Raw genomic sequence first — 25,466 nt, forward strand, 5'->3', positions numbered from 1 at the left:
GGCGACGCGGCGTCGTCAGGACTGGTCTGCCGGCGAGACCTCGGTCAGAACGTCGGTCGCGACCCCGTGGCGCGCGTCCGCGACAGAAGGGGGAACGTCGTCGTCCCCGTCGTAGCGGCTGTCGAGGCTCGCGCTGACGGCGTCACGGACGCAGGCGCGGGCAGCGGCGCCGACGCGAGTGGCGCTGCCGGAGTACGCCGACGGTTCGCCGTCGGGGTCGCAGGCCGCGACGACGGCATCGCTCGTGGTGCCCGGGAAGCCGGCGGCGTCGAGGAGCGTCGCGGCCTTCGCCTCTGCGGCGACGGCGACGAGGTTCGAGAGCGCGGCGTCGTCGAGGGCGCGCGTCGTCCCGACCACGACGTTCACGGTGCCCGCCACCGGCTCGGGGTCGGTGGGCAGTGTGCCCCCACTGGGCTCCATCGGGAGCGTCGCCGGGTTCGAGAGGCCGACGGTCGCCGCGACCGCGACCGGGCCGCAGCGGGCGATTCTGGCGTGTTCCTGTGCGACGCCGGTCAGGAGCAGCGGTGCGTCACTCCCTGGGTCGAATCCGGCGGCTGTGATGCGGTCTGTGGCCCACGACCCGACGTCGTCGGGGTGCCAGCCCTCCGGGACGGTGACGTTGAACGCGCGGTCTGCGGCCGCGAACCCGCCGTCCCAGCCAGTCGACAGCCAGCGAGCACCGGGCGCGGCGAGTTCGAGGACGCCGTCCCGGACTGTCGCGTCAAACATCGTCGAGCACCGCCAGCAGTCGGTCGTTCTCCTCGGGCGTGCGGACGGCGACCCGGACGTGAGAATCGAGGCCGCGGAACGTCGTCGCGTCCCTGACGACGACCCCCCGCTCGCGCGTGGCTGCGGTGAGGTCGTCGACGTCCCTGTCGCCGACGTCCAGCAGCAGGAACGGCGCGTCCGAGGGGTGGACGTCGAACTCCCCGGAGAGCTCGTCGCGGAGCCGCCGTCGTTCGCTGGCGACGCGCTCCCGGGTCTCCGCGACGAACCCGGACTGCTGCATCACGTGCGCGCCGACGGCGGCGGCGGGCGTGCCGAGGTTCCAGGCGCGGCGGCCGGTCCGGAGGTCGGCCAGCCGGTCGCCGGACGCGACGAGGAAGCCCGCGCGGATGCCGGGCAGCCCGAACAGCTTGGTGAGCGAGCGTGCGACGACGACGCCGGGTTCGCCGGCCATCGAGGGCGCGTCGGTGAAGCCGAGGAACGCCTCGTCGACGAGCAGTTCGGTGTCGGCGGCCCGGCACCGTGCGGCGAACGCACGGAGGGCGTCGGTGTCGTACCGGTCGCCGGTGGGGTTGTTGGGGTTGCAGGCGACGACCATCGCGTGGTCGTCTGGGTCGGCGTCGAGGAGGTCGTCGTGGGCGACGAGCTCGGGGCTCGCGCCCTGCAGTTCGACCTCTCGGGCGTACTCGCCGAAACTCGGCCGGGGGACGAGGACGCTGTCGCCCGGTCCGATCCGGGTCTCGATTGCGAGCCGGATGCCCGCCAGTCCGCCGGGCGTCTGCACCACCTCGTCGGGCGTGCAGCCGACGTAGTCGGCGGCAGCCTCGCGGAACGCGGAGTAGTCGTCGTTCGGGTACCGCGTGGCGTCGCCGAGCGCGTCCTCGTAGACGTCGCGGGTGCCGGGCGGCGTCAGGGGGTTGACGTTCGCGCTGAAGTCCAGCACCCCGGAGTCGTCGCTGCCGCCGTGCGGGACTCGGCCGGCGTCGCGGACGGCGTCAGGGTCCATTGCCTCCCTCCACGTCGGCGTCGCCGTTGACTCCTGCGGTGTCGGTCGCGTCCAGCAGCCGCTCGGCGACCGCGGCATCGGCGCGCCGGTTCACGTTCACGGCGAGTCGCGCGTCGTAGCTCCGGTATACGTCGCTCGCATCGTCGCCGTCGCCGACGACGTTCACGCCAGTGGGTACCCAGGTGTCGTCGCTGTCGACGCTCGCGCCGAGCAGTTCCTTGAGCGCTCGCGGGACGCACACGCTGGTCGAGCCGTCGGCGGCGGTGAGGAGGTCGTCGACGGCGTCCCCGGCCAGCAGCGGCAGGTCGGCGGCGACGGAGAGCACCAGCGGCTCGACTGCGTCGAGTGCCACGCCGAGGTCGGCGACGTACCCGTCGCCCGGCGTCTCGACCAGTGGCAGCTCGCCGTCGAGGTGGGCTCTCGTCTCGGGCGCGTGCGGCGACACGACGGCGTGTGTGGTGTCGACCCGGTCGGCGGCCGCGAGCGCGTCCCGGACCCGGTCGACCATCGGCCGGCCGGCGACGTCGAACAGCGGCTTCTCGGTGTCGCTGTCGAGCCGGGTGCCGCGGCCGCCACACATCAGGAGAGCGTCCACGCCACCACCCCCACGTGTAGGCCGACGACGCGACCAACCTCGTTGACGGCGCCGAAGACGTCGCCGTTCGTGCCGCCGAGCAGTACGGTGAGCCACCGGAACACGGCGACGCCCCCCACGACCGCGCCGACGAGCGCACCGGCGGCGGCGGGCGACGGCCACGAGAACACGGCGGCGGGGAGCGCAATCGCGGCGACGCCGGAGAGGTCGGTGTTCGCCGCGCGCTCGGTGAACTGGGCGCCGAGACCGTCGTGGGGCGTGACGCCGAGGCAGGCGACGGTCGCCATCCCCGCCTTCGTGCCGACTTCGGCCGCGACCACGACGGCGACCGCCGTCCGCTCGGGGAGGCCGGCGACGCCGAGCGCGCCCAACGCGAGTCCCAGGAGGACGACGCCGACGGCGGCGACGGCGCCGACGCCCACAGTCGTGTCCTTGAGGACCTCGCGTCGCTCGCTGCGGTCGCCGTGGACGACGGCGGCGTCGCCGGCGTCCGCGACGCCGTCGAGGTGGTTGATGCCCGTGACGGCGAGGACGGCGACGACGTAGGCGGTCGCAATCGTCCCCGGGGGCGCGGCGCCGTCGAAGACGAACGGGACGGCCAGCAGCGCGCCGACCACGTAGCCGGCCAGCGGGAACGCCCACGGGGACGCCCGGAACGCCGTCCACGCGTCCTCGCTGTGACCGACCGGGAGGCGGGTGAGGAAGCCGACCGCGCCGCGCAGCGCCGTCAGGGCCACGCCACCACCCCGCCGTCTCCGGCGACGTACACCGCGAATCCGGCGAGCCCGTACGCCAGCAGGCCCGCCGCGCCCACGACCCGGACGCCCCGGTGGCTCTCCGCGACACTCGGGAAGTCTTCCCCGAGGGTGAGGTCGTAGACGCCGGGCTTGGCGAGCCGGCGGCCCAGAACGGCCGCGAGCGTCGCCATCGGCCAGCCGGAGTTCGGGGACGGCGGCGCGTCGGCGTGCCCGCCGGCCCGCGCGACCGTTCGGGGGTCGCATGCTGCGGCGGCGACCAGGAGCGCGGCGAGCCGGGCGGGCAGCCACATCACGGCGTCGTCGAGGCGCGCGCTCGGCGTGCCGACGCGCTTCGAGCGGTAGCCGAGCATCGAGTCCAGCGTGTTCACGGCCTTCACCCACGCCGCAGCGGCGGCGGCGACGGCCAGCGACCCGGTCGCTGCGGCCCCGGCGGCGAACGCCAGCAGCGGTGCAACGAGGCCGTCCGCGAGGTTCTCCGCGGCGCTCTCGACGGCGGCGCTCCGGACCTCGGCCGCCGAGAGGCCGCTGGCGTCCCGGCCCACCAGCGACGGCAGGCGGTCCTTCGCGGCGGCGAGGTCCTCGCCGGTGGCGGCGACGACTGCTCGCGCCTCGTCGAGGAGCATCCGGAGGCTGGTCGTCGCGAACAGCGCGACCCCCGCGACGGCTGCGCCGGCGAGCCCGCCGATACCGGTCGCTGCCGCCGCGACGAGCCCGCCGACGGCGGCTGCCGCGGCCAGCGGCAGCAGGCCTGCAACGAGCGTGCCGACGGCGAGCGGATGAGTCCACTCGCGGTCGAAGGGGGCGATGGCGCGCCCGAACCACGCGACCGGGTGGACGCGGGTCGGCGGCTCGGCGACGGCGAGCTCCAGTGCGAACGCCACCGCGACCGCGCCGAGGGCCGCCGTCCCGTTAGGATTCACGGCTCCACCCCGAGTGCCGCCGGAATCTCGCTCAGTGGTGTCTCGGTCAGGAGGAGTGCTCGGCCGCCGAGGGCTTCGACGCCGCCGTCCGTCTCTGGTTTGTCGCCGACGTGGACGAGACATTCCGGAGCGACGCCGAGCGCGTCGGCGACGGCGCGGAACGCGCGCTCGTCGGGTTTGCGCCAGCCGCAGTCGACGCTCGCCACGACGACGTCGAAGCGCCCGTCGAGCCCGGCTCGGGCGAGCGCGCGCTCGACGAGCCCGGACACACTGCAGTTAGAGAGGACAGCGACCGGCCCGCACCGGGCGGCGGCGTCGATGGCTTCGAGCGCGCCCTCGCGCCGGCTGACCGGCCGGTCGAACGCCGCGAGCGTCGCCGCCTCGACGGCTTCGGCGTCGGCATCGACGCCGCGGGACGCCAGCGCCTCGGCGACGTGCACCGGGAGCGGGCGTTCGGCGCCCGGTTCGACGTCCGCGTGGGGCTGCCGGTAGGCGGCCTGCCAGTCGTCCGGGACGGCGACGCCCCTGCGTTCGAGCGCGTCAGCGACGGCGTTCGCGGGGTCGTCGGGGCGCTCGGCGTCGACCAGCGTCCCGAACAGGTCGAACGACGTTGTCACTGTAGTTTGCTTACTGCAAGCAGACTTGAATCGGTCGGTCGACCGGGCGGAATCGGCGCCGGTATCGCTACTCGGGGAGGCCGAGCGCGGCGAGGTCGACGTGCTCGCGGACGAGGGCGGCGGCTGCATCGTACGGCGAGGCGCGGTTCTCTCCGGCCGGGTCCGGCCGGTCGACGCCGGCGTACTCGTAGACCGCGTCCACGAACCCCTCGCGGGCAGCGTCGTTCTCGAAGAGGCCGTGGAGGTAGGTGCCGAGCACGCGGTCGGTCGCGGCACTCGTCGGCCCGACCGGGTCCGGGAGCCGGGCAGGGACCTCGGTCCGGCCCACGTGAATCTCGTAGCCGGACACTTGCCCAGTAGCGCCGGCCAGCGGCTCGCAGCCGGTGAGGTTCCGGGTGACCGCTTCGACGCGCTTGTCCTCGCGGAAGTCCGTCTCCACGGGCAGCAGCCCGAACCCCTCGACGGCGTCCAGTCCGTCGCTCGTGGACTCGACGGCCGCGCTCGTAACTCGCTCGCCGAGCAGCTGGTAGCCGCCACAGAGCCCGACGACGGGCCCGTCGAACTCTCGGAGTTCGTCGCCGAACCCCGCCGAGCGGAGGTCGCGCAGGTCGTCGACGGTGTTCTTCGTCCCCGGCAGGACGACGCCGTCGGCGGCCGCGAGCGAGCCGTCGGGCGGGGTGTACGCCACCCGGACGCCCGGGACGCGCTCCAGCGGTTCGAGGTCTGTGAAGTTCGAGATGCGGGGGAGTCGCGGGACGGCGACCGTGACCGTCCGGTCGGCCGCCACGCCGTCGCCGTCGCCACGGACTGCCGGGTCGCTGCCGTCGCCGTCCGGCAGCGAGAGGCTGTCCTCTGCCGGCAGCCCGGGGTCGTCGTGGGGGAGCACGCCCAGCACCGGAACGCCGGTCCGTGCCTCGATCTCCTCGATGCCGGGGGCCAGCAGGCTCGGGTCGCCGCGGAACTTCGTAATTACGGCGCCGGCGACCCGCTCGCGGACGTCGTCGGGGAGCAGTTCGAGCGTGCCGTAGAGGCTGGCAAAGGCGCCGCCGCGCTCGATGTCCACCACGACGAGCACGTCCACGCCTTCCGGCTCCGCCGCTCGGGCATCCCGTCGCGCCTCCGGCGCGACACGGTCCGCGAACCGCGCGGTCTCGAGGTTCGCGAGGTCGCGGTCCCGGAGGTTGATCTCGGCGATGCTACCGGCTCCCTCGGCGACCACCACGTCGTGGTCGGTGGCGAGCCGCTCGTGGGCGGCTGCGGCCGTCTCGCGAGCGTCCTGCCAGTGGTCGTCGTAGTAGTCGCCGGCTGCGTAGTGGCCGACGGCCTGTCCGTCGAGGACGACCTGACTCTCGGCGTCGCCCCGGGGTTTCAGCAACACGGGGTTGTGGTCGGTCGACGCCGGCGTCCGGGCGGCGCGGGCCTGCACGTACTGCGAGACGCCGATTTCGCCCCACGCGGCGTCGGCCGGGGTGCCCTCGGCGACGGGGGCTGCGCGGGCGTTGTTGCTCATGTTCTGCGCCTTGAACGGCGCCACCGACAGCCCGCAGTCGGCGAGGTGCCGGCAGAGCCCTGCCGCCACCGTGCTCTTCCCGACGTGGGAGGCCGTCCCCGCGACCAGGATAGTCCGGCAGTCGGACGCCATCTCAGAACTCGGTGCCCTTCCGGGCGCCCTGCCCGTCGTCGATGGGGTGGCGGTGCTTCCGGACCTCGGTCACGAGGTCGGCGCGCCCGGTCACGAACTCGGGTTCCTCGTGGCCACCCGTGAGCACGAGTTCCAGGTCGTCGGGCTTCTCCTCGACGAGCGCGACCACGTCTGCGGGGTCCACGAGCCCGCGATTCGCGGCGTACAGCACCTCGTCCAGCACGAGCATGTGGACGCCGTCCGCCGGCGGGCCGTCCAGCGGCAGCGGGCCGTCGACCTCGCGGGACGCGTCGACAATCTCCCGGGCACGAGCGAGTCCGCCCTTCGCGCGGGCGGCGTGCTCGTCGTCGCTGCTGCCGTCGTGGAAGCCGTGCCAGCCGTAGTGCCCGGAGTTCTCGTACGAGAGACCCGGAATCTCGGCCATCGCGGCGTACTCGCCCCGCACGTCCTCGACGGTGCTCGTGCCGCCCTTCATGAACTGGAGGACGTGCACGCGGTAGCCGTGGCCGGCCGCCCGCATCGCCATCCCGAGCGACGCCGTGGTCTTGCCCTTCCCGTCGCCCCACCAGACCTGCACCAGCCCGAACTCGTCGGGCTCGCTCGGGGTGATTCCGTCGGGTCGCATCGGGTGGTCGTCCGCGTCGCCGTCCCCGTCGTTCGGTCCGTCCCGCTCGCCGTCGGTGGTGGTCGTGTCGTCGGTGGTCATAGGGAGTCGAGGAAGTGGTCGAAGGCGCCGCTCTCGGCATGGACGTGCGCGTACGTCCCGAGCGTTCGGTGCTCGACGAGGCCGTCGCGGTCGCCGGTGATGCCGTCGCCGCGTTCGACGTCGAACGCGAACCGGGCGTCGTCGGCGACGTCGGCCTCGGAGTAGTGGAACTCGTGGCCGCGCAGGGTCTCGCCCGCGCTCGCCGTGAGCGCGCCGTCCCCGCGCGCCCGGAGTTCGACGTGGTCGAGGGCCTGATAGCGGTCGCACATCCGCACGTCCGCAGGGAGGACGCCCGCCATCTCGACGGTGTCGCCGTCGGTCGTCGTCAGGCACTCCGCCAGCGCCAGCAGCCCGCCGCACTCGCCGAGGACCGGGAGGCCGTCTGCCGCCCGGTCGGCGAGCGTGTCGAGTGCGGGTGCGGCGGACAGGGCGTCGGCGTGCAGTTCCGGGTAGCCGCCGGGCAGGTAGACGCCGTCGCAGTCGGGGAGGTCGTCGCCGGCCACCGGTGAGAAGGTGGTGACGTCGGCGCGCGCCCGGAGGCGCTCGCGGGTCGCCGGGTACGCGAAGCAGAACGCGGCGTCCTCGGCGACGGCGACGCGCTTCCCGGTTTCTGGGCGGGACTCACCGGGCGCCGGTCGTGGCGGTTCCCGCGCCACGTCGACGAGGCGTTCGGCGTCGACGTGTTCGGCCGCCGCGGCGAGCGCGTCCGGGTCGACGGCGGCCTCCTCGCCCATCTGGAGGCCGAGGTGGCGGTCCGGTATCTCGAGGTCGTCGCTGGGGGGAATCCGGCCGAGGTACGCGAGGCCGTCGGGGAGCGCGTCCCGGATGCCCGCCTCGTGGCGGCCGCCGTGCGCTCGCTGCGCGAGCACGCCCACGACGTCGACGTCGTGTCCGGACTGGGCGGCGTACTCGCGGAAGCCCAGCGCCGTCGCCGCGACGCTCTGCATGCCCGCGCTGGCGTCCACGACGAGCACGACCGGGAGGTCGAGCACGCTCGCGACGCGCGCGGTGCTGGCGACGCTGCCGTCGTACAGTCCCATCATGCCCTCCACGACGCAGACGTCGCCGTCGCCCCGGTAGTAGTTGCGCCGGGTGCCGTGGTCGCCTTCGAGCCAGGGGTCCAGCGACCGGGACGGTTTCCCGGCGACTGGCTCGTGGTGGCTCGGGTCGATGAAGTCCGGGCCCGCCTTCGCCGGCTGGGGGTCGTGGCCGGCGTCTTCGAGAGCGCGCAGGACCGCCAGCGTCGCCACCGTCTTCCCGACGCCGGAGGCCGTTCCGCCGAGGACGAAGCCCTTCACGCCGGTCCCTCCGGCGCATCGGTCACCCGGTCGTAGACGTCGACGATGGCTGCCCGGACCTCGTCCATCCCGAGGCCGGCTTCGTCGGCGAGCGCGAGCGCGCCGCCCATCCCGACGCCCTCTTTCGCCTCTCCGGCGAGGTACGCCGCCATCGCCGGGTGGCCTTCGCGCGCCTCGAAGCCGGGGTCGGTGACGGTGAGGTCGAGTGACTGGTCGGCGGCGAGGCCACGGATGGCCGCCGAGTCGTCGCTGGCGACGAACGACGTGGTCGCCAGCTCCAGTGGGTCCTCGGCGCCGGCGTGCCTGACGAGCGCGCCGGCCGTCGCGAGCTGCGTGCCGCCACCGAGCGTCACGTCGGTTCCCGCGTCGAGCGCCCCCGCTGCGAGGCCGGCGACGGCAGCGAGCACGGGGTCGCCCATCTGCCCGACGGCCTCGACCGGCTGGCCGGCGAGGTCGCCGGCCTCGAGGCCGCTGGCGGCCAGCCCCTCGTCGACGACGGACTCCTTGAGGGAGAGGGGGTTCTCCGGCAGCGAGGAGGAGACGGCGCGGCGCTCGCCGAGCGCGGCGAGCACGCCCATCGCCGTCGTCGTCCCGCCGGGCACCGTCTCGGCGAGGACCAGCCGGTCGGCGGGCAGCGACCCACCGAGGTTCCGGGCTGCGGCGAAGATGTCGGCTGCGTCTGGGACCGGCGCCTCGTCCCGGATGTCGCCGCCCGGGGAGGCGTCGACGCCGACAGTCGGTGCGCCGGTCGGTTCGGCGAGGCCGGCGTCGACGACCAGCGTCTCGACGCCGAGGCGTTCGCGGACCGCTCGCGTGACGACCGCGGGCGTCGGGCAGCCGGAGGGACTGACGGGGACGACGGGCGAGCGCACGGTGTGGCCGTACGCGAGCAGTTCGGCGTCGGCGCTGGGGGTGTGCGCCATCAGCGCCGGGTCGGCGCCGGCGGCGCTGATGCCGTCGATGGCCGCCGTCTGCGTCGACCCCGCCGCGAGCGCGAATAGGGTGTCGGGCGTGCCGGGCATGCCTGCACAGAGAACACAACCGGACTTTAATTCAGCGGTCGTGTTTTCAGCTCTGTCTTGGTTGGGGTCGGCCAGCGCAAGCTATTAGGGGGTCTCGCGAGAGCACGTAATCAATTGGAGTTGGATTAGTACAATCCAGCTTTATACTACCATGACACGCGACGCGCTCGTCCTCCTCGGCCGGGACACGCCCCACGCACGCGAAACGCTCGCCACGCACGCCCGGCGGCTCCGCGACCGCGGCGTCGCGGACGCCGTCCACGCCTGCCACTACGAACACGAACCGCGGCGCGACCTCCGAGACCCGCTGTCGGCCGTCGACGCCGACCGCGTGTTCGCGGTCCCGATGACCGCCGCCCACGCCCGCGAGACGACGGTCGGCGTCCCCGCCGCCCTCGACCGGCTCGCCGCCACCGTCCACTACTGCGAGCCGGTCTGCCGGAGCGGCGCCGTCACCGACGCGCTCCGCGACCGCGCCGCCGAAGCCGCTCCCGACGGCGCGCCCGCCGCTGTCGGCCTCGTCGCGCTCGGCGCCAGCTCCCGCCCCTACCACCGGCAGGTCGCCGAGTACCACGCCGCCCGGCTCCGCGAGCGCGGCGACTACGACGACGTCGCCACCAGCTTCCTCGTCCAGAACCCCGCCGCCGAGTGTCTGCGGTACAACCTCGACGCCGACGACGCCGTCGCAGTCCCCCTGTTCGTCGCCGGCGGCGACGCCACCGACCGCGACATCCCCGACCGGCTCGAACTGGACCGCGGCGGGCTCGCCTACGCCGACCCGCTCGGCGCTCACCCACGGCTCATGGACGCCGCGGAAGCACTGGTCGCCGAGAAGCGCGTGCTGGCCGACCGCGACGGTGCGGCCACGTTCGAGGACTCGCTGACGGCGAACGCGACCGCGTTCGCGGCCGACGGCGAGGGCCCCTAGGCGGGCCGCCGGACCGCCAGCACCGACAGGTCCGAGAACGGCGTCTCCTCGCCCGCGTGCTCGGCCAGTTCGCCGAGCGTGCTGCGCGTGATCGACTCCTCGTCGCCGTGTGTCAGGTGTTCCAGCACGAGCGCCGGCAGGTCGGGGGCCGCGCCCGCCTCGTCGAGGAGGTCTGCGGCGACGTCTCCGGGCATCAGGTCGAACGGCCGCGGCAGGACGAGCAGGTGGCGGTCGCCGACCGCGGCGCGGAGCCGCGCGAGGTCGTCGGTCAGGTCGCCGCTCTTGTGCAGCGTGACGAACTCGGTGTCCTCCATCGGCGTTCGCGCCCTGCTCGCGGCCACCTGCAGCGAGGAGACGCCCGGAACCACCCGGACCGGCTGGCTCACCGCCTGCTCGACTTTCCCCAGGAACTGGTAGCCGGAGTGGTTCGGGTCCCCCATCAGCACCGCCGTCCCGCGCTCGCCGTCGGCGACGCGGTCGGCGAACGCCGACAGCGTCTCGCCCTCGTCGCGGTAGCCACACGTCAGCAGGTCAGCGTCGGTGAGGTCGGCGACGAACTCGACGACTGTCTCGAAGCCGACGACGACGTCCGCCTCCCGGACGGCGCGCTCGCCCCGGGGCGTCAGGAACTCCGGGTTCCCGGGGCCGACCCCCACGGCGTGGACGACGTCCTCGGCGTCCCCCCGGGCCGGCTCCGGCCGCCGGGCGGCGAACGACGCCGGGTCCGGCCCCGAGTCGAGGTCGTAGTCGTCGCTCACGGCGCCTCCAGCGAGACGTCGCCGTCGCGGGCGTCGCTGGCGACGTGAATCAGTTCGTTCGTCAGCCCGGCGGCCAGCCCGCTGCCGCCGCGCCGCCCGACGTTCGTGACGGCGGGGACGCCGTGTTCGCCGGCGACCTCGCGGAGCCGCTTCCGGCTCTCCGCCGCCTTCACGAAGCCGACGGGCGTGGCGACGACGACCGCCGGCCGGGTGCCGTCCTCGATGCAGTCCGCGAGCGCGAGCGCGGCCGTCGGCGCGTTCCCGACCACGGCGATTGCACCGTCGTAGACGCCCTGCCTGTCGAGTTCGAGGACGGACGCCGCGGTCCGGGTCATCCCGGTCTCCGCCGCCAGCTCGGCGCCGTTCCCGATGGCCTTCCGCACCTCGCAGTCGTGGCCGCGCCCGGTGACGCCCTCCTTCACCATCGTGATGTCGGTGACGACTGGCGCCTCGTCGAGGACGGCGCGAGCGCCGGCCCGGACCGGCTCGGAGTCGTCCTCGCCGGTGAACCGCACGAGGTGCTGGAACTCGGGGTCGCCGGTCGCGTGCACCGACTTCTGGCGCACGCGGTCCGCGAGCGTCTCGTCCGGCACCAGCTCGCGCACGCGGTCCATGCTCGTCGCCGCGATGTCCATCGCGTTCTCCGTGGTCGCACCGAGGTCCGCGTACGCCTCGAAGTCCTGTTCGTCCGCCTCGTCGCCGTCGTCGCCGGTGGTGGGCTGGTTCTCAGTCGTCATTCGCGGGTGCCTCCCGTTCGTCGCTGTCGGTGGTCGATGCTGTGCCGCTGGCTCTGGCCTCCAGATCGCCCTCCACCCGGAGGTGGAGGTCGCGCAGACGCTGTGCGGTCTCGTCGTCCGCCCCCCAGAGGTCGCGCTCGATGGCCTCCAGAAGGGTGTCCGTGATGGACTCCAGGGCCCACGGGTTCACGTCCCGCAGCCACTCTTGGCGGTCGTCGTCGAACGCGTACTTCTGTGCGACGTCCGCCCAGAGCGCGTCAGAGACGACGCCCGTGGTGGCGTCCCAGCCCAGTGTGACGTCGACTGTCGTCGACAGGTCGCCGGCGCCCTTGTAGCCGTGTTCCTCCATCGAGTCCAGCCACTCGGGGTTGAGGACCCGAGCCCGCATCGCCTTCCGGACTTTCTCCTCGTTCGTGTACACGTCGACGTTGTCCGGGTCGCTGGAGTCCCCGACGTAGGACGCCGGCTCCGACCCGGATGCCTCGGCGACGGCCGTGATGAAGCCGCCGTGGAACGCGTACCAGTCCGAGGAGTCGAACTCGTCTTGCTCCATCGTGTCCTCGATCTTGACCGTGGCGTCGACGTTCCCGAGCCGGCGCTCGAAGGCGTCGTGGGCCTCGCTGACGCGGCCCCGCGACCCCATCGCGTAGCCGCCCCACTGGACGTAGACGTCGGCGAGGTCCGAGCGGTCCTCCCAGTTCCCCTCGTCGACCGCTTTGTTCGTCCCCGCGCCGTAGCCGCCGGGACGCGTCGTGAACACGCGGTGCTTCGCGGCGTTCTCGGGGTTCTCGACACCCTCCTCGGCGAGTTCGGCGGCGTCTTCCTCGACGTGCTTCTTCACGTAGTTCCGGTCGTGGGGTTCGTCGAGGTCGACAACCACGTCCACGGCGTCGTGGACGACGCCGGCGGCCTGCGGGAACGCGTCCCGGAACAGCCCCGACACGCGCGTCGTCACGTCGATTCTGGGGCGGCCGAGTTCCGCCAGCGGAATCGGCTCCACGTCGTCGACCCGGCCGGCGTCCGTCCACACCGGCCGGACGCCCATGAGGCCGAGCACCTGCGCGATGGTCTCGCCGCGCGTCCGGACCGTCGGGGTCCCCCACGCGACGACGCCGACCTCCTCGGGGTACTCGCCTTCGTCTCGCGGGTCGCCATGCTCCCCGCTCGACTGTTCCGCGGCGCTTCGCGCCGCGCTCTCCTCCCGGTGGCGCTTGGCGACGCCGTCGGCGACCTCCTTCCCCACGTCCCACGCCGTCCTGGCGGGGACTTTGCGGGGGTCCAGCGTGTAGAAGTTCCGGCCCGTCGGCAGGAGGTCGACGCCGCCCCGCGTGGGCGCACCGCTCCCGCCGGGTTCGACGTACCCGCCGTCCAGCGCGTCCGCCGTCTGCGGAATCTCCGACTCGGCGCCGAACACGCGGGGCGCCGCCTCCTCGCAGATGAAGGCAAGCACCTCCCGCAGGTCGTCGTGTGCGCCCGATTTCGCGCGGGCGTCCCCGAGCGTGTCTATATCGACCACGAGGAGATTCATGTTCACCTCATCGTTCGCCCCGGCGTCGACGTTCGACGCCGGCACGTCGAAGCCCTCGCTGGCGAGGGTCTCGACGAGGTCGACGCTCGTCTCGTACACCCCGTCGGCGGCCTCGGCGTACGTCATACCGAGGGCCTCGCTGTACTCGCCCGGGGCGTCGAGCATCGTCTCGTAGTCGACGCCGAGCACGCCCGCGACGCTCTCCCGGAGCGACGGCGCGCCCGGGTTCTCCAGGCGCGTGAGCGCGACCAGATACTCCACCAGCCGGTCGCCCTCGGGTGGCTCGCCCATCGTGTGCAGGCCGAGCCGAATCTGGGTCGTCTTCACGTCCGTCACGTACTCGTGGACGCGCTCGACCAGCTCCTCGATGGCGACATCGTCACCGTCTACGTCGCCCTCCGCGAGCGACGTGCCGGCTTCGTCGGGGCCACGGACCTCGGCTTTCTCGTCGATGCTACCCGCGATGCCGAGTTCGACCGCGAGGTCGAGGTCGTCGACCTGCTCGCGGATGCGGGCTTCGAGGTGGTCCTCGGCGTCGGCGCCGGCGCCGGTGCCGGCCTCCCGGTAGCGCGACGCCAGCTCCTCGAGTTCGGCGAGCTCGTCGTACGTGCCGGCGTTGCTCATGACGGGCGTGAGGTAGTCCACGACGGCGGCGTACGACCGGCGCTTGGCCTGCGTGCCCTCGCCGGGGTTGTTGACGATGTAGGGGTAGACGTTCGGCAGGTCGCCCAGCAGCGCGTCCGGCGCGCTCCCGGCGTCGAGGCCGACGGTCTTCCCCGGCAGCCACTCGAGGCTGCCGTGCGTGCCGAGGTGGACGACGGCGTCCGCGTCGAAGTCCTCGCGCAGCCACGCGTAGAACGCGTAGTAGTCGTGGGGCGGCTGGAGGTCGCTGTCGTGGTAGACCTTCTCGGGGTCCATGCCGAAGCCGCGGGGCGGCTGGACGGTCACGAGCACGTTCCCGTACTCGACGCCCGGAATCGCGAACGGCCGCTCGGGCGGGTCGCCCCACTCCTCGACGACGTTCTCGCGGAAGTCGGGGTCGGCGTCGGCCCACCAGTCCGCGTACTCGTCGGTCGACACCACGTCGACGCTGTGCTCGCGGACGCCGTCAGACGAGTCTGACGAGCCCACGCTCGCTTCGCTCGCGTGGACGTCCTCGGGCGCGACCCAGCGGTCGTCCAGCGTGAGCTGGCTCGTCAGTTGCTCGATGAGTGCCTGGCCCTCGGGCGGGGTCTGGCCACCCAGATTGTACCCCCTGGCGTCCAGTTCGTCCAGCAGATTCACCGTGCTCTCGGGCGTGTCGAGGCCGAAGGCGGTGCCGATGCCGTCGTCGCTGGGCGGGTAGTTGTGGAGGACGACGGCGATCTGCTTCTCGTCGTTGTCGAGGTGGCGCAGGCGCGCCCAGTTCACCGCGAGGCTGGCGGCGTGCTCGACGCGGTCCGCGATGGGGAAGTGCTGTTTCGGCGCGGTGCCGATGCCGGCGTCGTCGTCGGTGCGTTCCTTGCCGGAGATGGGGTGTGTGACGACGTTGCCGTCGAACTCCGGGAGCGCCACGGACAGCGCGAGCTCGAAGCCCATCACGCCGGTGTCCGCCGAGTCGTACCGGGAGCGCGAGCGCATCGTCGTGACCGTCTGGAGGACGGGCACGCCGAGGCGGTCGAGGAAGACGTCCTCTGCGGAGTCGCCCTCGTCGGACGCCGACCGCCCGCGCTCGTCCATCGACAGCGAGAACATGAACGACGAGAGCACGGCGTCGACGACCGGCTCGCCGTCGGCGGTTCCACCGCCTCCGCCTCGAGGCGTCTCGGACGCCTCGCCGTCTTCGATGAGCCACTGGTCCGTCACCCACTCGGCGTCTTCCTGCTCGTCGCTGTCGGTCGCCGGGTTGCAGAAAATCGGGAGCGCGTTCGCGCCCTGGTCCTCCAGCGCGCGGACGACGCTGTCGACGTAGCGGGTGTTCTCGTGCGTCCAGTGGGACTCGTAGAACCAGACCGCCACCGTCGGGGCGTCGGGGTCGAAGGTCGCCCGGAGTTCGTCGTACTCGACGCCGGGGTGGTCGGGGTGGTAGACGCCCTCGGTCGGGAGCGCGACCGGGTCGTCGTACGCGAATTCGCTGGCGGAGTACCGGTCGCCGAGGAACCGCAGGCAGTTGGCGACGTTCGCCGTCCCGCCCCGGTCGAGGTACTCGCAGACGGCCTCGCGGTCCTCGGCCGCGACGGTGGTGTCCTCGACGGCGTAGGCGTCGCCGGTGGACTTCACGACGAGCGGGACGCCGGCGTCGGCGAGGCGGTCGGTCGCCCGGTCGTAGCCGGGCATGCTGTCCTCGGCGCCGTGCAGCCAGAACACGGCGGCGTCGGCCTCGGTGGCGGCGTCGAGGAACGCCTCGACGTCGGTGTCGTCGTCGAGGTCGCTCTCGGAGCGCGCGACGAGGTCGACGTCGACGCGCTCGGCGGCCGCCTGGACGGCACCGAGTTCGTTCTCGGTCGCGGTGTAGAGTGCAAGTACAGTCACAACGCTGTTAAACCTCCATTGTAGTACTACAACTATGGTTGATTTGGGACGCAGCAAAAAGCTGTCGCCCGACCGGCGCGCCGACGTGCCGTTCCCGGCCGTCGTCGGGCAGCAGAACCTGAAGGCGGCACTGCTCGCCGTCGGCGCTAACGACGCCCTCGACGGCCTGCTCGTCGCCGGCGAGAAGGGCACCGCGAAGTCCACGACCGCCCGCGCGCTCGCCGACCTCCTCCCGGACCAGCGCGCCGTCGCCGACTGCCCCTACGGTTGCCCGCCCGAGAACCCAAAACGGCAGTGTCGGGACTGCCGGGACCGGGACGACCCACCGGTCGAGACCCGCTCCGTCCCGTTCGTCACGCTACCACTCGGTGCCTCCCGCGACCGCGTCGTCGGGTCTCTCTCTGTCACCGACGCGCTCGCCGGCGACGCCGAGTTCAACCCTGGTTTACTCGCCGCCGCCAACCGAGGGTTCCTCTACGTCGACGAGGTGAACCTCCTCGACGACCACCTCGTCGACGTCCTCCTGGACGCCGCCGCCGCCGGCGTCAACCGCGTCGAGCGCGACGGCGTCAGCGTCACCCACCCAGCCGAGTTCACCCTCGTCGGCACCATGAACCCCGAGGAGGGCGACCTCCGGCCACAGTTCCGCGACCGGTTCGCGCTCCGCGTCGCCGTCGAGGGCAGCGACGACCTGGCCGACCGCGTGGCGATTCTCGACCGCGCGCTCGCTGGCTTCGACGGCGACTACGTCGAGGAGACCGCCGCCGTCCGGGACCGCCTGCTCGGCGCCCGCGACCTGCTGTCGGACGTCGACCTGCCGGACTCGCTGGCCCGGGAAATCGCCGAACTCTGCCGGGATGCCGGCGTCGACGGACACCGCGCCGATGTCGCCACCGCTCGGGCCGCTCGGACCCTCGCGGCGCTCGACGGACGGCCCACCGTCACCGAGGGCGACGTCCAGCGCGCCGCCGGGTTCGCGCTCCCCCACCGGCTGCAGTCCCGCCCGTTCGAGGACGCCCCCGACCCGGAGGACGTCGTGGACGACCACTTCGACGACCGCGACGCCCAGCAGCCCGACGAGGGCAGCGATGACGGTGGGCAGTCCGAATCCGACGCGCCCGACGAGGACGAAGCGGCCGACTCCGGTGACGAGTCCGGAGAGCCGGACGCCGACTCCGGCCCGGACACCGACGAGGAGTCGACGGCAGACCCCGAGTCCGGCCAGCGTGGCGACCAGTCCGGCGACAGTGAGGCCCCCGGACAGACGGGGCGGGGAGGCAGCGATGGCGGTGACGGAGACGGAGACAGGGACGGAGACGATGACGAACCGGCCGACAGCGACACAGAATCGGGTGAGAGCGACGGGAACGCCGGCGACGACGAGAACGAGGACGAGGACGAAGCCACGCCGCTGGTCCCCGGGCAGTCCCGCGGCGAGGCCGTCGAACCGGGCGTCGGCGAGGCCCCCGACACCGGCTCCCCGGACGCCGAGCGCGCCACTGGCGGAACGGGACGCGCGACCGCCGACCCGAGCACCGACGCTCGCGGGGCTCGCGTGCGGACCGAGCGCGCGTCACCCACCGACGACGTGGACGCCGCCGCCTCGGTCCGGGCGGCCGCCGCCCGGGGCAGCGACAGCGTCGCGTCCCGGGACCTCCGGCAGTCAGTCCGCTCGGGGTCGGCGTCCGCGCTGGTCGTGTTCGCGGTGGACGCCAGCGCGTCGATGCGCGGGCCGATGCGCGCCGCCAAGGGCGTCGCGCTCGACCTGCTCCGGGACGCCTACGAGCGCCGCGACGAGGTCGCCGTCGTCGCGTTCGCGGGCGACGACGCCGACGTGGTGTTGCCCCCGACCGACAGCGTCACCCTCGCCGCCCGCCACCTGAAGTCGCTGCCGACCGGCGACCGGACGCCGCTCCCGGCGGGCCTCCGGACCGCCGACGAGGTGCTGGGGCGCGCGGACCCCGACGCCGCCGTCGTCGTTGTCGTCACCGACGGCCGGGCGAACGCCGGCACCGACGCGCCGACCAGCGACACCCGGGCGGCCGCGAGCGCGCTCGCCGACCGGGACGCGGACGTGCTCGTCGTCGACGCCGGCGACGACGGCGACCGCGGCAGCCTCGTCGACGACGTGGTTCGCGCCTCGCAGGGCGAGCGCGTGCCGCTGTCCGCGCTGACGCCGGAGCGAATCGACGGCGCGGTCCGGGGCGCGACCGGGGGTGAGGCCTGATGGTCGACGCTCTCGGCAGCGCCACCGGCATCGGCATCCTCGGAGCGGCGGCCGTGCTCGGCGTCACGCACGCCCTCGAACCCGACCACGCAGCCGGCATCTCCGCGCTGACGAGCGAGACTGACCGCTGGACGCACGCCGCGTTCGTCGGCGGCAGCTTCGCCGTCGGCCACGTCGCCGTCGTCGTCGCCTGGGTCGCCGTCCTCGGGCTGCTGGGCGCCGCCGCCAGCAGCGTCCCCGGCGCAGTCGACGAGCTGGGCACGCTGGTCGCCGGCGGCATCCTCCTCGTCGTCGCAGCCGTGCTCGCGGCGACCGGTGCTCACCGCCTCCGAGCTGGTGGCGACGACGAGCAGGACGCGGACGGCGAGCGCGGGATTGCGGGTCGCCTGCTGGCGCGAGCGCAGGCGCACCTCCACAGCCACGAGCACGAGACGCGTGCGGACTACCTCCGGACGGGCGTCGTCGGGTCGCTGTTCGCGCTGTCGCCGCCCGTCAGCATGCTCGCGCTCGTCTCGGCAGTACTCCCGTCTGCGGGGCTGTCGACGACCGCAGCCAGTGTCGGCGTCTACGCCGTCGCCATCACCGCGACGATGAGCCTCGTCGGCACCGGCCTCGGCAGCGCGTTCGCGGCGGCGCGGCGGCGCAGTCGACGCACGCACGCCGCCCTGGAACTGTGCGCGAGTGGAGCCGTGTTCGCGTTCGCCGTGCAGATACTGGTCGTCTGAGGGCGCTGTCGATTGCTTCTCCGTTCGCAGAATAGCGGTCCGGACCGATTCACAGTCCGTTCCGACTTGGCGTCAGTCGAACAGCCGGAGCCGATACGCTCCCAGCGGCCCGTCGTCGCTGTTGTCGTGGTACGTCACCGGCTCCTCGACGACGGCGACACGGCTTCCGCAGTCGCTTCGACCGCCGCCTTCCCGGGCACTGCACTCGTCGCCGAGCGCCGCGGCGGTGACGACGCCGGGCACGCTCCGGGCGACCGTCGGCCCACCGGCCACGTCGTACCGACGGACGCCGTGCCGGTCCGGGTCCCGGTCGCGGAAGTGCTGGGCGACGGGCACGGCGACGCAGTCGTCGCGGGCAGCAATCTCGTGCGCGAACCCGCCGACGGCGTCGACGAACGCCGTGTCCCCGCTGGCGGTCACGCCGACCGCGGTGTGTTCGTTCGGGTGCCGCAGTTCGGTCTCGCGGTCGTCGCCCTCGGGGTAGGTGTTCCCGACGACGAAGACGGCACCCTCGGCCGTCGCGTGGACGTGATTCGGGTAGGCGTAGACGGTCTCCTGCGCTGGCTCTCCTGTGGCGTCTCCGCCGCCGCCGCCGCCGTGTTCGACCGGCCGACCGAGGTCGACGGCCCACCGGACGCCGTCGCCGTCGAGGCAGTACCCCCGGTAGTCGGCGTGGCTCGCGGCGACCACGCCGCCGGGCGCGAGCGCCACGTCGCCGACGCGCCGGTCGCCGTCGCCCGGCGGGTCCCAGCGCCGCCGCCCCCGGCCCGTCTCCGGGTCGAGCACGACGAGGCCGGCGTCCCAGTCGCCGGGGCAGCGGTTGTAGGCGACGGCGAGACGGTCGCCGCCGTCGACGGCGAGGCTGATGGGGGAAGCGTCGGCCTCGTGTCGCCACGCGACACTCCCGTCCGGGCCGACGGCGTACACGACGCTCCGGAAGCACCGGCCGCCGTCGGGCCCGCGCTCGTAGCGGCGCGCGGCGACGAACGCGCTCTCGCCGTCGGCGTCGGGCACGGCGATGTCGACGACGAACGGCAGGTAGAAGCGGGTGTGTTTCTGCGGGACGCCGACGTCGTCGGCGGTCCGGTACCGCCACCGGACGGCCCCGGTGTCGCGGTCGTGCAGTCGAATCTCGCCGGCCGCACCGCGCTCGCCGGCCAGCACGCCGCCGGCGAACGGCGCCAGCGCGACGACGCTCCCCCGGTCGCTGTCGCCCTCGTTCCGCCAGCGCTCGTCGAGCGACGCGTCGAAGGCCGCGACGGTGCCGTCCGCGAGCCCCGCCACGACCGCGTCGCCGTCCAGACAGACGCCGGACCGGCGGCCGAGCTGCCGGGAGCCGTTCGGCTGAACCTCGCCCAGGTCCGCGACGGCGCTACTCGTCGGCGGGGAAGGCATCGTGGAGAGAGTGGTGGGTCTCGCCGAGGTCGTCGAAAAACGAGTCGCCGTGGTCGGCGAGCCGAGCCAGCGACCGCTCGGCGTCCCGGACGGCGACGAGGCGCCCCCGGAGGTAGTCGTACTCGGCGTCGCTCTCGTCGGCGGCGGCGACCTCCTCCTCGAGGTCCACGAGCGCGGCGTCGAGGTGGCGCTGCAGGTCGGACAGCGAGTCCGCTTCCGCCAGCCCCTCGATGGGGCCGTCCAGTGCGCCTTCCAGTTCCTTCTCGGCGTGCTCGCGGGCGCTCCGGTCGCTGGTGCCGAGAACGTTCATCAGGCCGAGTCGCAGCGCTTCGAGTTCGTGGCAGGTCATAGTAGCTGTGAGTCGAGGTCGGGCACGATGCGGTCCCGGTCGGCGTGGGACGAGACGATGCGGTCGGCGTCCTCGGGGTCGACGCGCTGGTACCAGACGCCGTCGGGGTAGACGGCGACGTTCGGGCCGTCGCCGCACTCGCCGAGACACGAGGTGCGCGTCACGCGCACGCTGGCACCGTCGGCGTCCCGGGCTTCCTGTCGGAGGCGTTCGAGGACGGCCGGCGCGCCGTCGGCGGCGCACGTCTGGTTCGTGCAGACGGCGACGTGCTGGTCGGGGGTGTCGTGGACGTGTGGGTCGTCGGCGACGTCCTCGCGGTTCTCGTGGGCCTCCTGGTGGTTCAGGGCGCGCAGCATCGCCTTCGCGCCGCCGACGTCCTCCTCGTAGCCGTCCAGTTCCACCTTGTACTTGCAGGTGTCACAGGACATCTCGACGCTGCCCGTCCGCGCCTCCTGCCAGCGGTCCGCGAGCACGTCCAGCAGCCGCGAGTCCGTGCCCAGCGGGTCGCCGCAGGCGGCGTCGACGTACGGGTAGTCCGCGTCGAACTCGTCAGTGCCGTCCCGGATGCGGCCCGTGAGCACGCCGTCGCCGAGCATGTACGGCACGACCACCACGGCGTCCGGCCGGTGTTTGGCGACGTCGTGCAGCGTGTCGTCGAGCGTCGGTTCCGTCACGCCGATGAACGTCGCGTCGACCCGCGAGAACTCGCGGCCCTCGTACAGCAGGCGGGCGAGCTTGTGGACGTCGGCGTTGGCGTCTGGGTCGCTGGAGCCGCGCGCACACAGGACGACCGCCACGTCGTCTTCCTCGCGGTCGACGCCGAGGTCGGCCTCGACGGCTGCCGCGCGGTCGTCCAGCAGGTCCACGATGGCGGGGTGGACGCCGAGGTGCGAGCCGTTCCGGAAGTCGACCTCCGGGTGCTGGCTGCGGGCGCGCTGGAGCGCGGCCGGCACGTCGTTTTTGACGTGGCTGGCGGCGAACAGCGACAGGTGGACGACCGAGATGCTGGCGACGGCCGGCGCGAGCGCGTCGATGGCGTCCGGAATCGTCGGCTCTGCGAGTTCGAGGAAGCCGGCGTCGACGGGCACGCCGAGCCGGCCCTCGAGGTCGGCGGCGAGCGTCCGCACCTGTTCGTTGGACTCCTCGCGGCGGGAGCCGTGGCCGACGAGCAACACCGCCTCGTCGTTCAGACTCCCGGTCGGGCTGTCGGTGCGGCTCACGGCTCCCCGACCTCCAGTGTGGCGTCGACGCCATCGGCCTGTTCGAGGCTCCGCCGGAGCTTCCGGCGGCGCGACGGCGCGAACAGCCCCGACTCGTCGCTGCCCTCGTAGAGCCACGCGCCGAGTGCCGGCACGGCCTCGTCCTCGACGCTGAAGTAGTACCCCGAGGACGCGTCCGCCAGGTCGCCGCAGGGCGCGGCCCGCGGCACGTCGTCGAGCAGCGACTGGACCGTCTCCAGCAGCGCCCGGTCCTCGTGGACGAACGAGAGGCCGACGGTGCCCGACGACGACTTGAAGCAGACGGTGCCGCAGGCCTCGACGAGCCCGCGGAGCAGCTGGCGCTCGTGGCCGTCGAACGCGTCCAGCCGGTAGCCGCCCGCGTCCCCGTCGATGGGGAGGCCGAACGCGGCCGCCGCGCGCTCGGCCAGAGAGCCGAACACCTGGACGGTGTACTCGTCCTCGCGGCGCGTGATCGAGGTGTCGTGGGCGTACTCCCGCTCCCTGACGCGGTGGTCGGTCTGGGCGCCGCCCGCGACGGCCGCCAGCCGCTCGGCCGCCGCCTCGTCGGTCGTCTCCACGCGCACGCAGGACTCCGTGAGGTCGCCCGAGCCGGCGACGTACCCCCAGAAGTACGCGGTCTCTGGGTGCGCGGCGAGCGCGGACTCCGGCACGTCGACCCGCTGGCTGTCGGTACTCACGGCTCGCCCTCCACGCGCTCGACGGTGATGGCGTCGAACGGACACGCCTCGGCGGCGGCCTCGGCGTCGTCGACGCGCTCGTCGGCGAACTCGCCGACGACGGCCGTATCCGTCTCTCGAATCGTGCCGTCGTCGCTCTCTGCCGGCGGCGCCGGGTCTGCGTCCGGGTCCAGCGTGGCGATGCCGTCGTCGTCCTCCACAAACCGGGGGTCCCGGGTCAGGCACGCGAACACGCCGTCGCAGGCGTCGCGGTCGATGGTCACCCGGTACATCAGTAGTCGTACTTCGTCTCGTAGCCACGCGGCGTGACCATCCGGTCGTCGAAGACGTACGTCTCGTCGTTGCCGACGACGATTGTGGTGGTCATGTCCACGAGGTCGGTCTCGCCGTACGATTCGAGCTCGCCGAGGGTCGTGATCTCGACTTCCTCGTCCTCGCGGCCGGCGCCGTGGACGATGCCGACCGGCGTGTCCTCGTCGCGGTGGTCGAGCAGAATCTCGCAGGCCGTCTCGAAGTTCTCGCGGCGCTTCCGGCTCCAGGGGTTGTAGATGGCGATGGTGAACCCCTCGCCGGCGACGGCGTGCAGCCGGGACTCGATTTCGTCCATCGGTGTCAGGTGGTCGGACAGCGAGACGCTCACGGAGTCGTTGACGAGCGGTGCGCCCAGCCGCGCGCCGCAGGACTGCGCCGCCGGGACGCCGGGCACGACCTCGAAGTCGAGCATCGACGCCATCGCGCCCTTCGACTCGGTGATCTCCAGCGCCAGCCCCGCCAGCGCGTAGACGTTTGGGTCGCCGCTGCCGACGATGGCGACGTGGTTGCCGGCGAGCGCGCGGTCGATGGCCTCCTCGGTGCGGGAGACCTCGCCGCACATCGGCGTGTCGTAGATGTCCTCGGCGTCGTCGGTGATGTCGTCCGGGATGAGGTCGATGTACGTCGTGTACCCGACGATGTGCTCGGCGTCGGCGAGCGCCGCCTTCGCGCGGTCGGTCATCCCCTCCGGCTGGCCGGGGCCGAGCCCGACCGCCACGAGCGTCCCGGGGTCGGCGTCGAAGTCGTCGACGGTCGCGCCGACTTCCTCTGCCTCTTCGTTCGCCTCGCTCTCGGTGTCACTCGACGCGCCGCAGGCCGAGGTCGACGAGTCGGTGCTGCTCGACGACCCGCCGCACGCCGACTCGCTGCTCGTCTCGTCGGTCGCGGACGCGCCGCACTTGCCGGTCGATTCCTCCGTCTCGGTCGTGGTTGTGGTGTCGTCAGTGCTCATCAGAAGTCCTCGACGTCACGCCCGCCGCGCGGGGTGACGAGGTGTTCGCGATGGTCGTTCTCCCATACCGCCGTCTCGTGGTTCCCGACGAGAATCGAGGTGCCCATGCCGCCGACCTTCTCGCTGTGGTCGGCGACCTCGCCGAGCGTCGTCACGGTGTGCGTCTCGCCCTCCGTGTTCCGGCCGGCGTCGCCGCGGCCGGCGTCGTTCACGATGGCGACAGGCACGTCGTCGGCGCGCTCCTCGCGGAGCACGTCGACGGCGCGCTCGTAGTCCCGCCAGCAGTTGTAGAGGACGACGACGAACCCGCTGATTGCGGCGGCCCGGAGCTTCTCCTCGATTTCCTCCCACCCCCGCCACTTGTCGGACAGTGAGATGGTGCAGAAGTCGTTCGAGAGTGGCGCGCCGAGGTTCGCCGCGCCGCCGAGCGCCGCCGTGACGCCGGGGACGATCTCGATGGGGACGTCGTAGGCCTCGTCCTCCTCGGCCATCAGGTAGACCAGATCGGACTTCCCGTAGACGTTCGGGTCGCCGCCGGAGACGTGCGCCACGTCCTCGCCGTCCCGCACGCGCTCGAAGGCCTCCCGGGCGAGTTCGACCTGTCGCCCCATCGTCGACCGGACGACCTCCTGGTCGGGGCGCTCGCCAGCGTCCTCCGGCGGCAGCGTGCCGTCCCGCCGCAGGAACTCCTGGTAGAGGTTCGACGCGACGACGCAGTCCGCCGTCCGGACGACGTCCTTCGCGCGCTGGGTCATCCCGCCCGGCAGGCCCGGGCCAATGCCGACGACGTACAGCGTGCCGTAGTCGCTGGTGTCGGCGGTGGAAGCGGCGTCGCTGTCGCCACCACTGCCTACCTCGCTGCTCATTGTCCCACCGCCACAGTGACAGCCTCGTCGTAGCGTTCCTTCTCGACGAGCAGTTCGTTGTCGCGGCCGCCAGCGATGGCCGACGCTTCGGCGATGCCGGGCCAGCCGATGAGCTCCTTCGAGCGCGACGGCGTCGGGCCCTCGTGGTCCTCGAGGGTCTCCTTCTCGAAGGAGACGACGCCGAGGCCGAGCTCTTCGGCAGCCGCCAGCAGGCCGTCCTCGTCTTCCTTCCGAGTGCCGGTCGCAACGAACTCCACGTCGTCGAGGTCGCAGTCCGTGCCGTCGAGGCTGGCTTCCCACGCGTCGAGGAACTGCTGTTTCTTCGCGCCGGAGACGCTGCCCGTGCCGAGGACGACGCCGTCGTCGCCGTTGCGTTTGAGGACGGTGACGTCGTCGCCGACGAGCACGGCCTGCGGGCCGTCCAGTCGAGCGACCGGCCCCAGATTCTCGTCGAGGACGGCGAGGTTCGTGGCGACCGTGGAGTCACCGTTCACGACGTGGGCGTCGAGGGCCTTCGCGCGCTCCTCGACGCCCTGCTTGCCGGCGGCCTCTGACGCCGTCGTCATCGCCGGGACGGCACCCATCGACGCGAGGTCGTCGGCGACCTGGTTGGCGCCGTGGTGGCCGCCCGTCAGCGGAATCGCCCACGTGAGTGCCTCGTCGACGACGACGACGGCGGGGTCGTCCCACTTGTCGTCGAGCAGCCCGGCGGTCTTCCGCATCGCGATGCCCGAGGCCATCAGGCCGACGAAGCAGTCGTACTCGCCCCAGTGCTCGGCGAACACGTCGCCGTGGTACTCCAGAATCTCGATGGACTCGTACCGGTCGCCGATGCCGTCGACGATGTCCTCAGCCGTGTCCAGCTTGCGCTCGAATGCCACGACGGCGATGTCCTCCGCGACTTCGCCGTCGGAGTCCGGCGTCGAACAGTGCCCCCCGGAGTCGTCGGAGTCGTTGTCCGTACTCATGG

The 25,466-nt window shown here is 73.0% G+C and carries 24 protein-coding genes; 3 read left to right on the forward strand and 21 right to left on the reverse strand.

What is annotated here, in order from left to right; all coding sequences use genetic code 11:
- Positions 1-15 precede the first annotated feature (15 nt).
- The 10 genes from LT971_RS05105 to LT971_RS05150 form a co-directional block, all read right to left on the reverse strand.
- Entirely contained in the window at positions 16-729 is a 714-nt protein-coding gene (locus LT971_RS05105; RefSeq protein WP_237005773.1) for an adenosylcobinamide amidohydrolase, read from the reverse strand.
- Positions 722-1,732, reverse strand: coding sequence for a threonine-phosphate decarboxylase CobD (gene cobD / locus LT971_RS05110; RefSeq protein ID WP_237005774.1), 1,011 nt, complete (start codon positions 1,730-1,732; stop codon positions 722-724). The genes LT971_RS05105 and cobD overlap by 8 nt, the downstream gene beginning before the upstream one ends.
- Complete coding sequence (locus LT971_RS05115) at positions 1,722-2,312, reverse strand: NTP transferase domain-containing protein (protein ID WP_237006253.1); 591 nt, start codon at positions 2,310-2,312, stop codon at positions 1,722-1,724. Before LT971_RS05115 ends, cobD begins: the two co-directional genes overlap by 11 nt.
- Positions 2,312-3,064, reverse strand: coding sequence for an adenosylcobinamide-GDP ribazoletransferase (gene cobS, locus LT971_RS05120; RefSeq protein WP_237005775.1), 753 nt, complete (start codon positions 3,062-3,064; stop codon positions 2,312-2,314). The genes LT971_RS05115 and cobS overlap by 1 nt, the downstream gene beginning before the upstream one ends.
- Positions 3,055-4,005 carry a CobD/CbiB family cobalamin biosynthesis protein gene (locus LT971_RS05125; protein ID WP_237005776.1) on the reverse strand — a complete coding sequence of 317 codons (951 nt, stop codon included), beginning with the start codon at positions 4,003-4,005 and terminating at the stop codon, positions 3,055-3,057. Before LT971_RS05125 ends, cobS begins: the two co-directional genes overlap by 10 nt.
- Positions 4,002-4,622, reverse strand: coding sequence for an HAD family hydrolase (locus LT971_RS05130; protein ID WP_237005777.1), 621 nt, complete (start codon positions 4,620-4,622; stop codon positions 4,002-4,004). Before LT971_RS05130 ends, LT971_RS05125 begins: the two co-directional genes overlap by 4 nt.
- A 67-nt stretch (positions 4,623-4,689) precedes the next feature.
- Complete coding sequence (locus LT971_RS05135) at positions 4,690-6,264, reverse strand: cobyric acid synthase (RefSeq protein WP_237005778.1); 1,575 nt, start codon at positions 6,262-6,264, stop codon at positions 4,690-4,692.
- Between the two features lies 1 nt (position 6,265).
- On the reverse strand, positions 6,266-6,889 hold the full coding sequence (locus LT971_RS05140; RefSeq protein ID WP_237006254.1) for a cob(I)yrinic acid a,c-diamide adenosyltransferase: 624 nt from the start codon (positions 6,887-6,889) through the stop codon (positions 6,266-6,268).
- A gap of 77 nt (positions 6,890-6,966) precedes the next feature.
- Positions 6,967-8,268 carry a cobyrinic acid a,c-diamide synthase gene (locus LT971_RS05145; protein ID WP_237005779.1) on the reverse strand — a complete coding sequence of 434 codons (1,302 nt, stop codon included), beginning with the start codon at positions 8,266-8,268 and terminating at the stop codon, positions 6,967-6,969.
- On the reverse strand, positions 8,265-9,290 hold the full coding sequence (locus LT971_RS05150) for a nicotinate-nucleotide--dimethylbenzimidazole phosphoribosyltransferase (RefSeq protein ID WP_237005780.1): 1,026 nt from the start codon (positions 9,288-9,290) through the stop codon (positions 8,265-8,267). The genes LT971_RS05145 and LT971_RS05150 overlap by 4 nt, the downstream gene beginning before the upstream one ends.
- Positions 9,291-9,441: 151 nt before the next feature.
- On the opposite strand from LT971_RS05150, the gene LT971_RS05155 reads away from it, so the two are divergent.
- Positions 9,442-10,218 (forward strand): sirohydrochlorin chelatase, encoded by a 777-nt coding sequence (locus LT971_RS05155; RefSeq protein ID WP_237005781.1) that lies wholly within the window; start codon positions 9,442-9,444, stop codon positions 10,216-10,218.
- Here the strand turns inward: LT971_RS05155 and LT971_RS05160 are convergent.
- Genes LT971_RS05160 through cobN form a run of 3 tightly spaced genes read right to left on the reverse strand, consistent with a single transcriptional unit; the run spans position 10,215 to position 15,752 of the window.
- Positions 10,215-10,976 carry a cobalt-precorrin-7 (C(5))-methyltransferase gene (locus LT971_RS05160; RefSeq protein WP_237005782.1) on the reverse strand — a complete coding sequence of 254 codons (762 nt, stop codon included), beginning with the start codon at positions 10,974-10,976 and terminating at the stop codon, positions 10,215-10,217. The two genes, LT971_RS05155 and LT971_RS05160, sit on opposite strands and share 4 nt — an antisense overlap.
- Complete coding sequence (locus LT971_RS05165; RefSeq protein ID WP_237005783.1) at positions 10,973-11,713, reverse strand: precorrin-8X methylmutase; 741 nt, start codon at positions 11,711-11,713, stop codon at positions 10,973-10,975. The genes LT971_RS05160 and LT971_RS05165 overlap by 4 nt, the downstream gene beginning before the upstream one ends.
- Positions 11,703-15,752, reverse strand: coding sequence for a cobaltochelatase subunit CobN (gene cobN, locus LT971_RS05170; RefSeq protein WP_237005784.1), 4,050 nt, complete (start codon positions 15,750-15,752; stop codon positions 11,703-11,705). The genes LT971_RS05165 and cobN overlap by 11 nt, the downstream gene beginning before the upstream one ends.
- Before the next feature lie 34 nt (positions 15,753-15,786).
- Between cobN and LT971_RS05175 the strand changes: the two genes are divergently transcribed.
- The gene (locus LT971_RS05175) at positions 15,787-17,979 is read left to right on the forward strand and encodes a VWA domain-containing protein (protein ID WP_237005785.1); all 2,193 of its coding nucleotides are present in this window, start codon (positions 15,787-15,789) and stop codon (positions 17,977-17,979) included.
- Complete coding sequence (locus LT971_RS05180) at positions 17,979-18,704, forward strand: hypothetical protein (protein WP_237005786.1); 726 nt, start codon at positions 17,979-17,981, stop codon at positions 18,702-18,704. The genes LT971_RS05175 and LT971_RS05180 overlap by 1 nt, the downstream gene beginning before the upstream one ends.
- Before the next feature lie 72 nt (positions 18,705-18,776).
- On the opposite strand, the gene LT971_RS05185 is transcribed toward LT971_RS05180, so the two are convergent.
- The 8 genes from LT971_RS05185 to cbiG are packed head-to-tail and all read right to left on the reverse strand — an operon-like array spanning position 18,777 to position 25,464.
- Complete coding sequence (locus tag LT971_RS05185) at positions 18,777-20,099, reverse strand: PQQ-binding-like beta-propeller repeat protein (protein ID WP_237005787.1); 1,323 nt, start codon at positions 20,097-20,099, stop codon at positions 18,777-18,779.
- Entirely contained in the window at positions 20,077-20,448 is a 372-nt protein-coding gene (locus LT971_RS05190) for a DUF3209 family protein (protein WP_237005788.1), read from the reverse strand. The genes LT971_RS05185 and LT971_RS05190 overlap by 23 nt, the downstream gene beginning before the upstream one ends.
- Positions 20,445-21,668 (reverse strand): CbiX/SirB N-terminal domain-containing protein, encoded by a 1,224-nt coding sequence (locus tag LT971_RS05195; RefSeq protein ID WP_237005789.1) that lies wholly within the window; start codon positions 21,666-21,668, stop codon positions 20,445-20,447. The genes LT971_RS05190 and LT971_RS05195 overlap by 4 nt, the downstream gene beginning before the upstream one ends.
- On the reverse strand, positions 21,665-22,366 hold the full coding sequence (locus LT971_RS05200; protein WP_237005790.1) for a cobalamin biosynthesis protein: 702 nt from the start codon (positions 22,364-22,366) through the stop codon (positions 21,665-21,667). The genes LT971_RS05195 and LT971_RS05200 overlap by 4 nt, the downstream gene beginning before the upstream one ends.
- Positions 22,363-22,638, reverse strand: a complete 276-nt coding sequence (locus LT971_RS05205) for a ferredoxin (protein WP_237005791.1) — start codon at positions 22,636-22,638, stop codon at positions 22,363-22,365. The genes LT971_RS05200 and LT971_RS05205 overlap by 4 nt, the downstream gene beginning before the upstream one ends.
- On the reverse strand, positions 22,638-23,630 hold the full coding sequence (gene cobJ / locus LT971_RS05210) for a precorrin-3B C(17)-methyltransferase (RefSeq protein ID WP_237005792.1): 993 nt from the start codon (positions 23,628-23,630) through the stop codon (positions 22,638-22,640). Before cobJ ends, LT971_RS05205 begins: the two co-directional genes overlap by 1 nt.
- Positions 23,630-24,496, reverse strand: coding sequence for a precorrin-3B C(17)-methyltransferase (locus LT971_RS05215; RefSeq protein WP_237005793.1), 867 nt, complete (start codon positions 24,494-24,496; stop codon positions 23,630-23,632). Before LT971_RS05215 ends, cobJ begins: the two co-directional genes overlap by 1 nt.
- The gene (cbiG, locus tag LT971_RS05220; protein ID WP_237005794.1) at positions 24,493-25,464 is read right to left on the reverse strand and encodes a cobalt-precorrin 5A hydrolase; all 972 of its coding nucleotides are present in this window, start codon (positions 25,462-25,464) and stop codon (positions 24,493-24,495) included. The genes LT971_RS05215 and cbiG overlap by 4 nt, the downstream gene beginning before the upstream one ends.
- Positions 25,465-25,466 lie beyond the last annotated feature (2 nt).

Source organism: Halobacterium rubrum, from assembly GCF_021729015.1.
Taxonomy (GTDB): Archaea; Halobacteriota; Halobacteria; order Halobacteriales; family Halobacteriaceae; genus Halobacterium; species Halobacterium rubrum.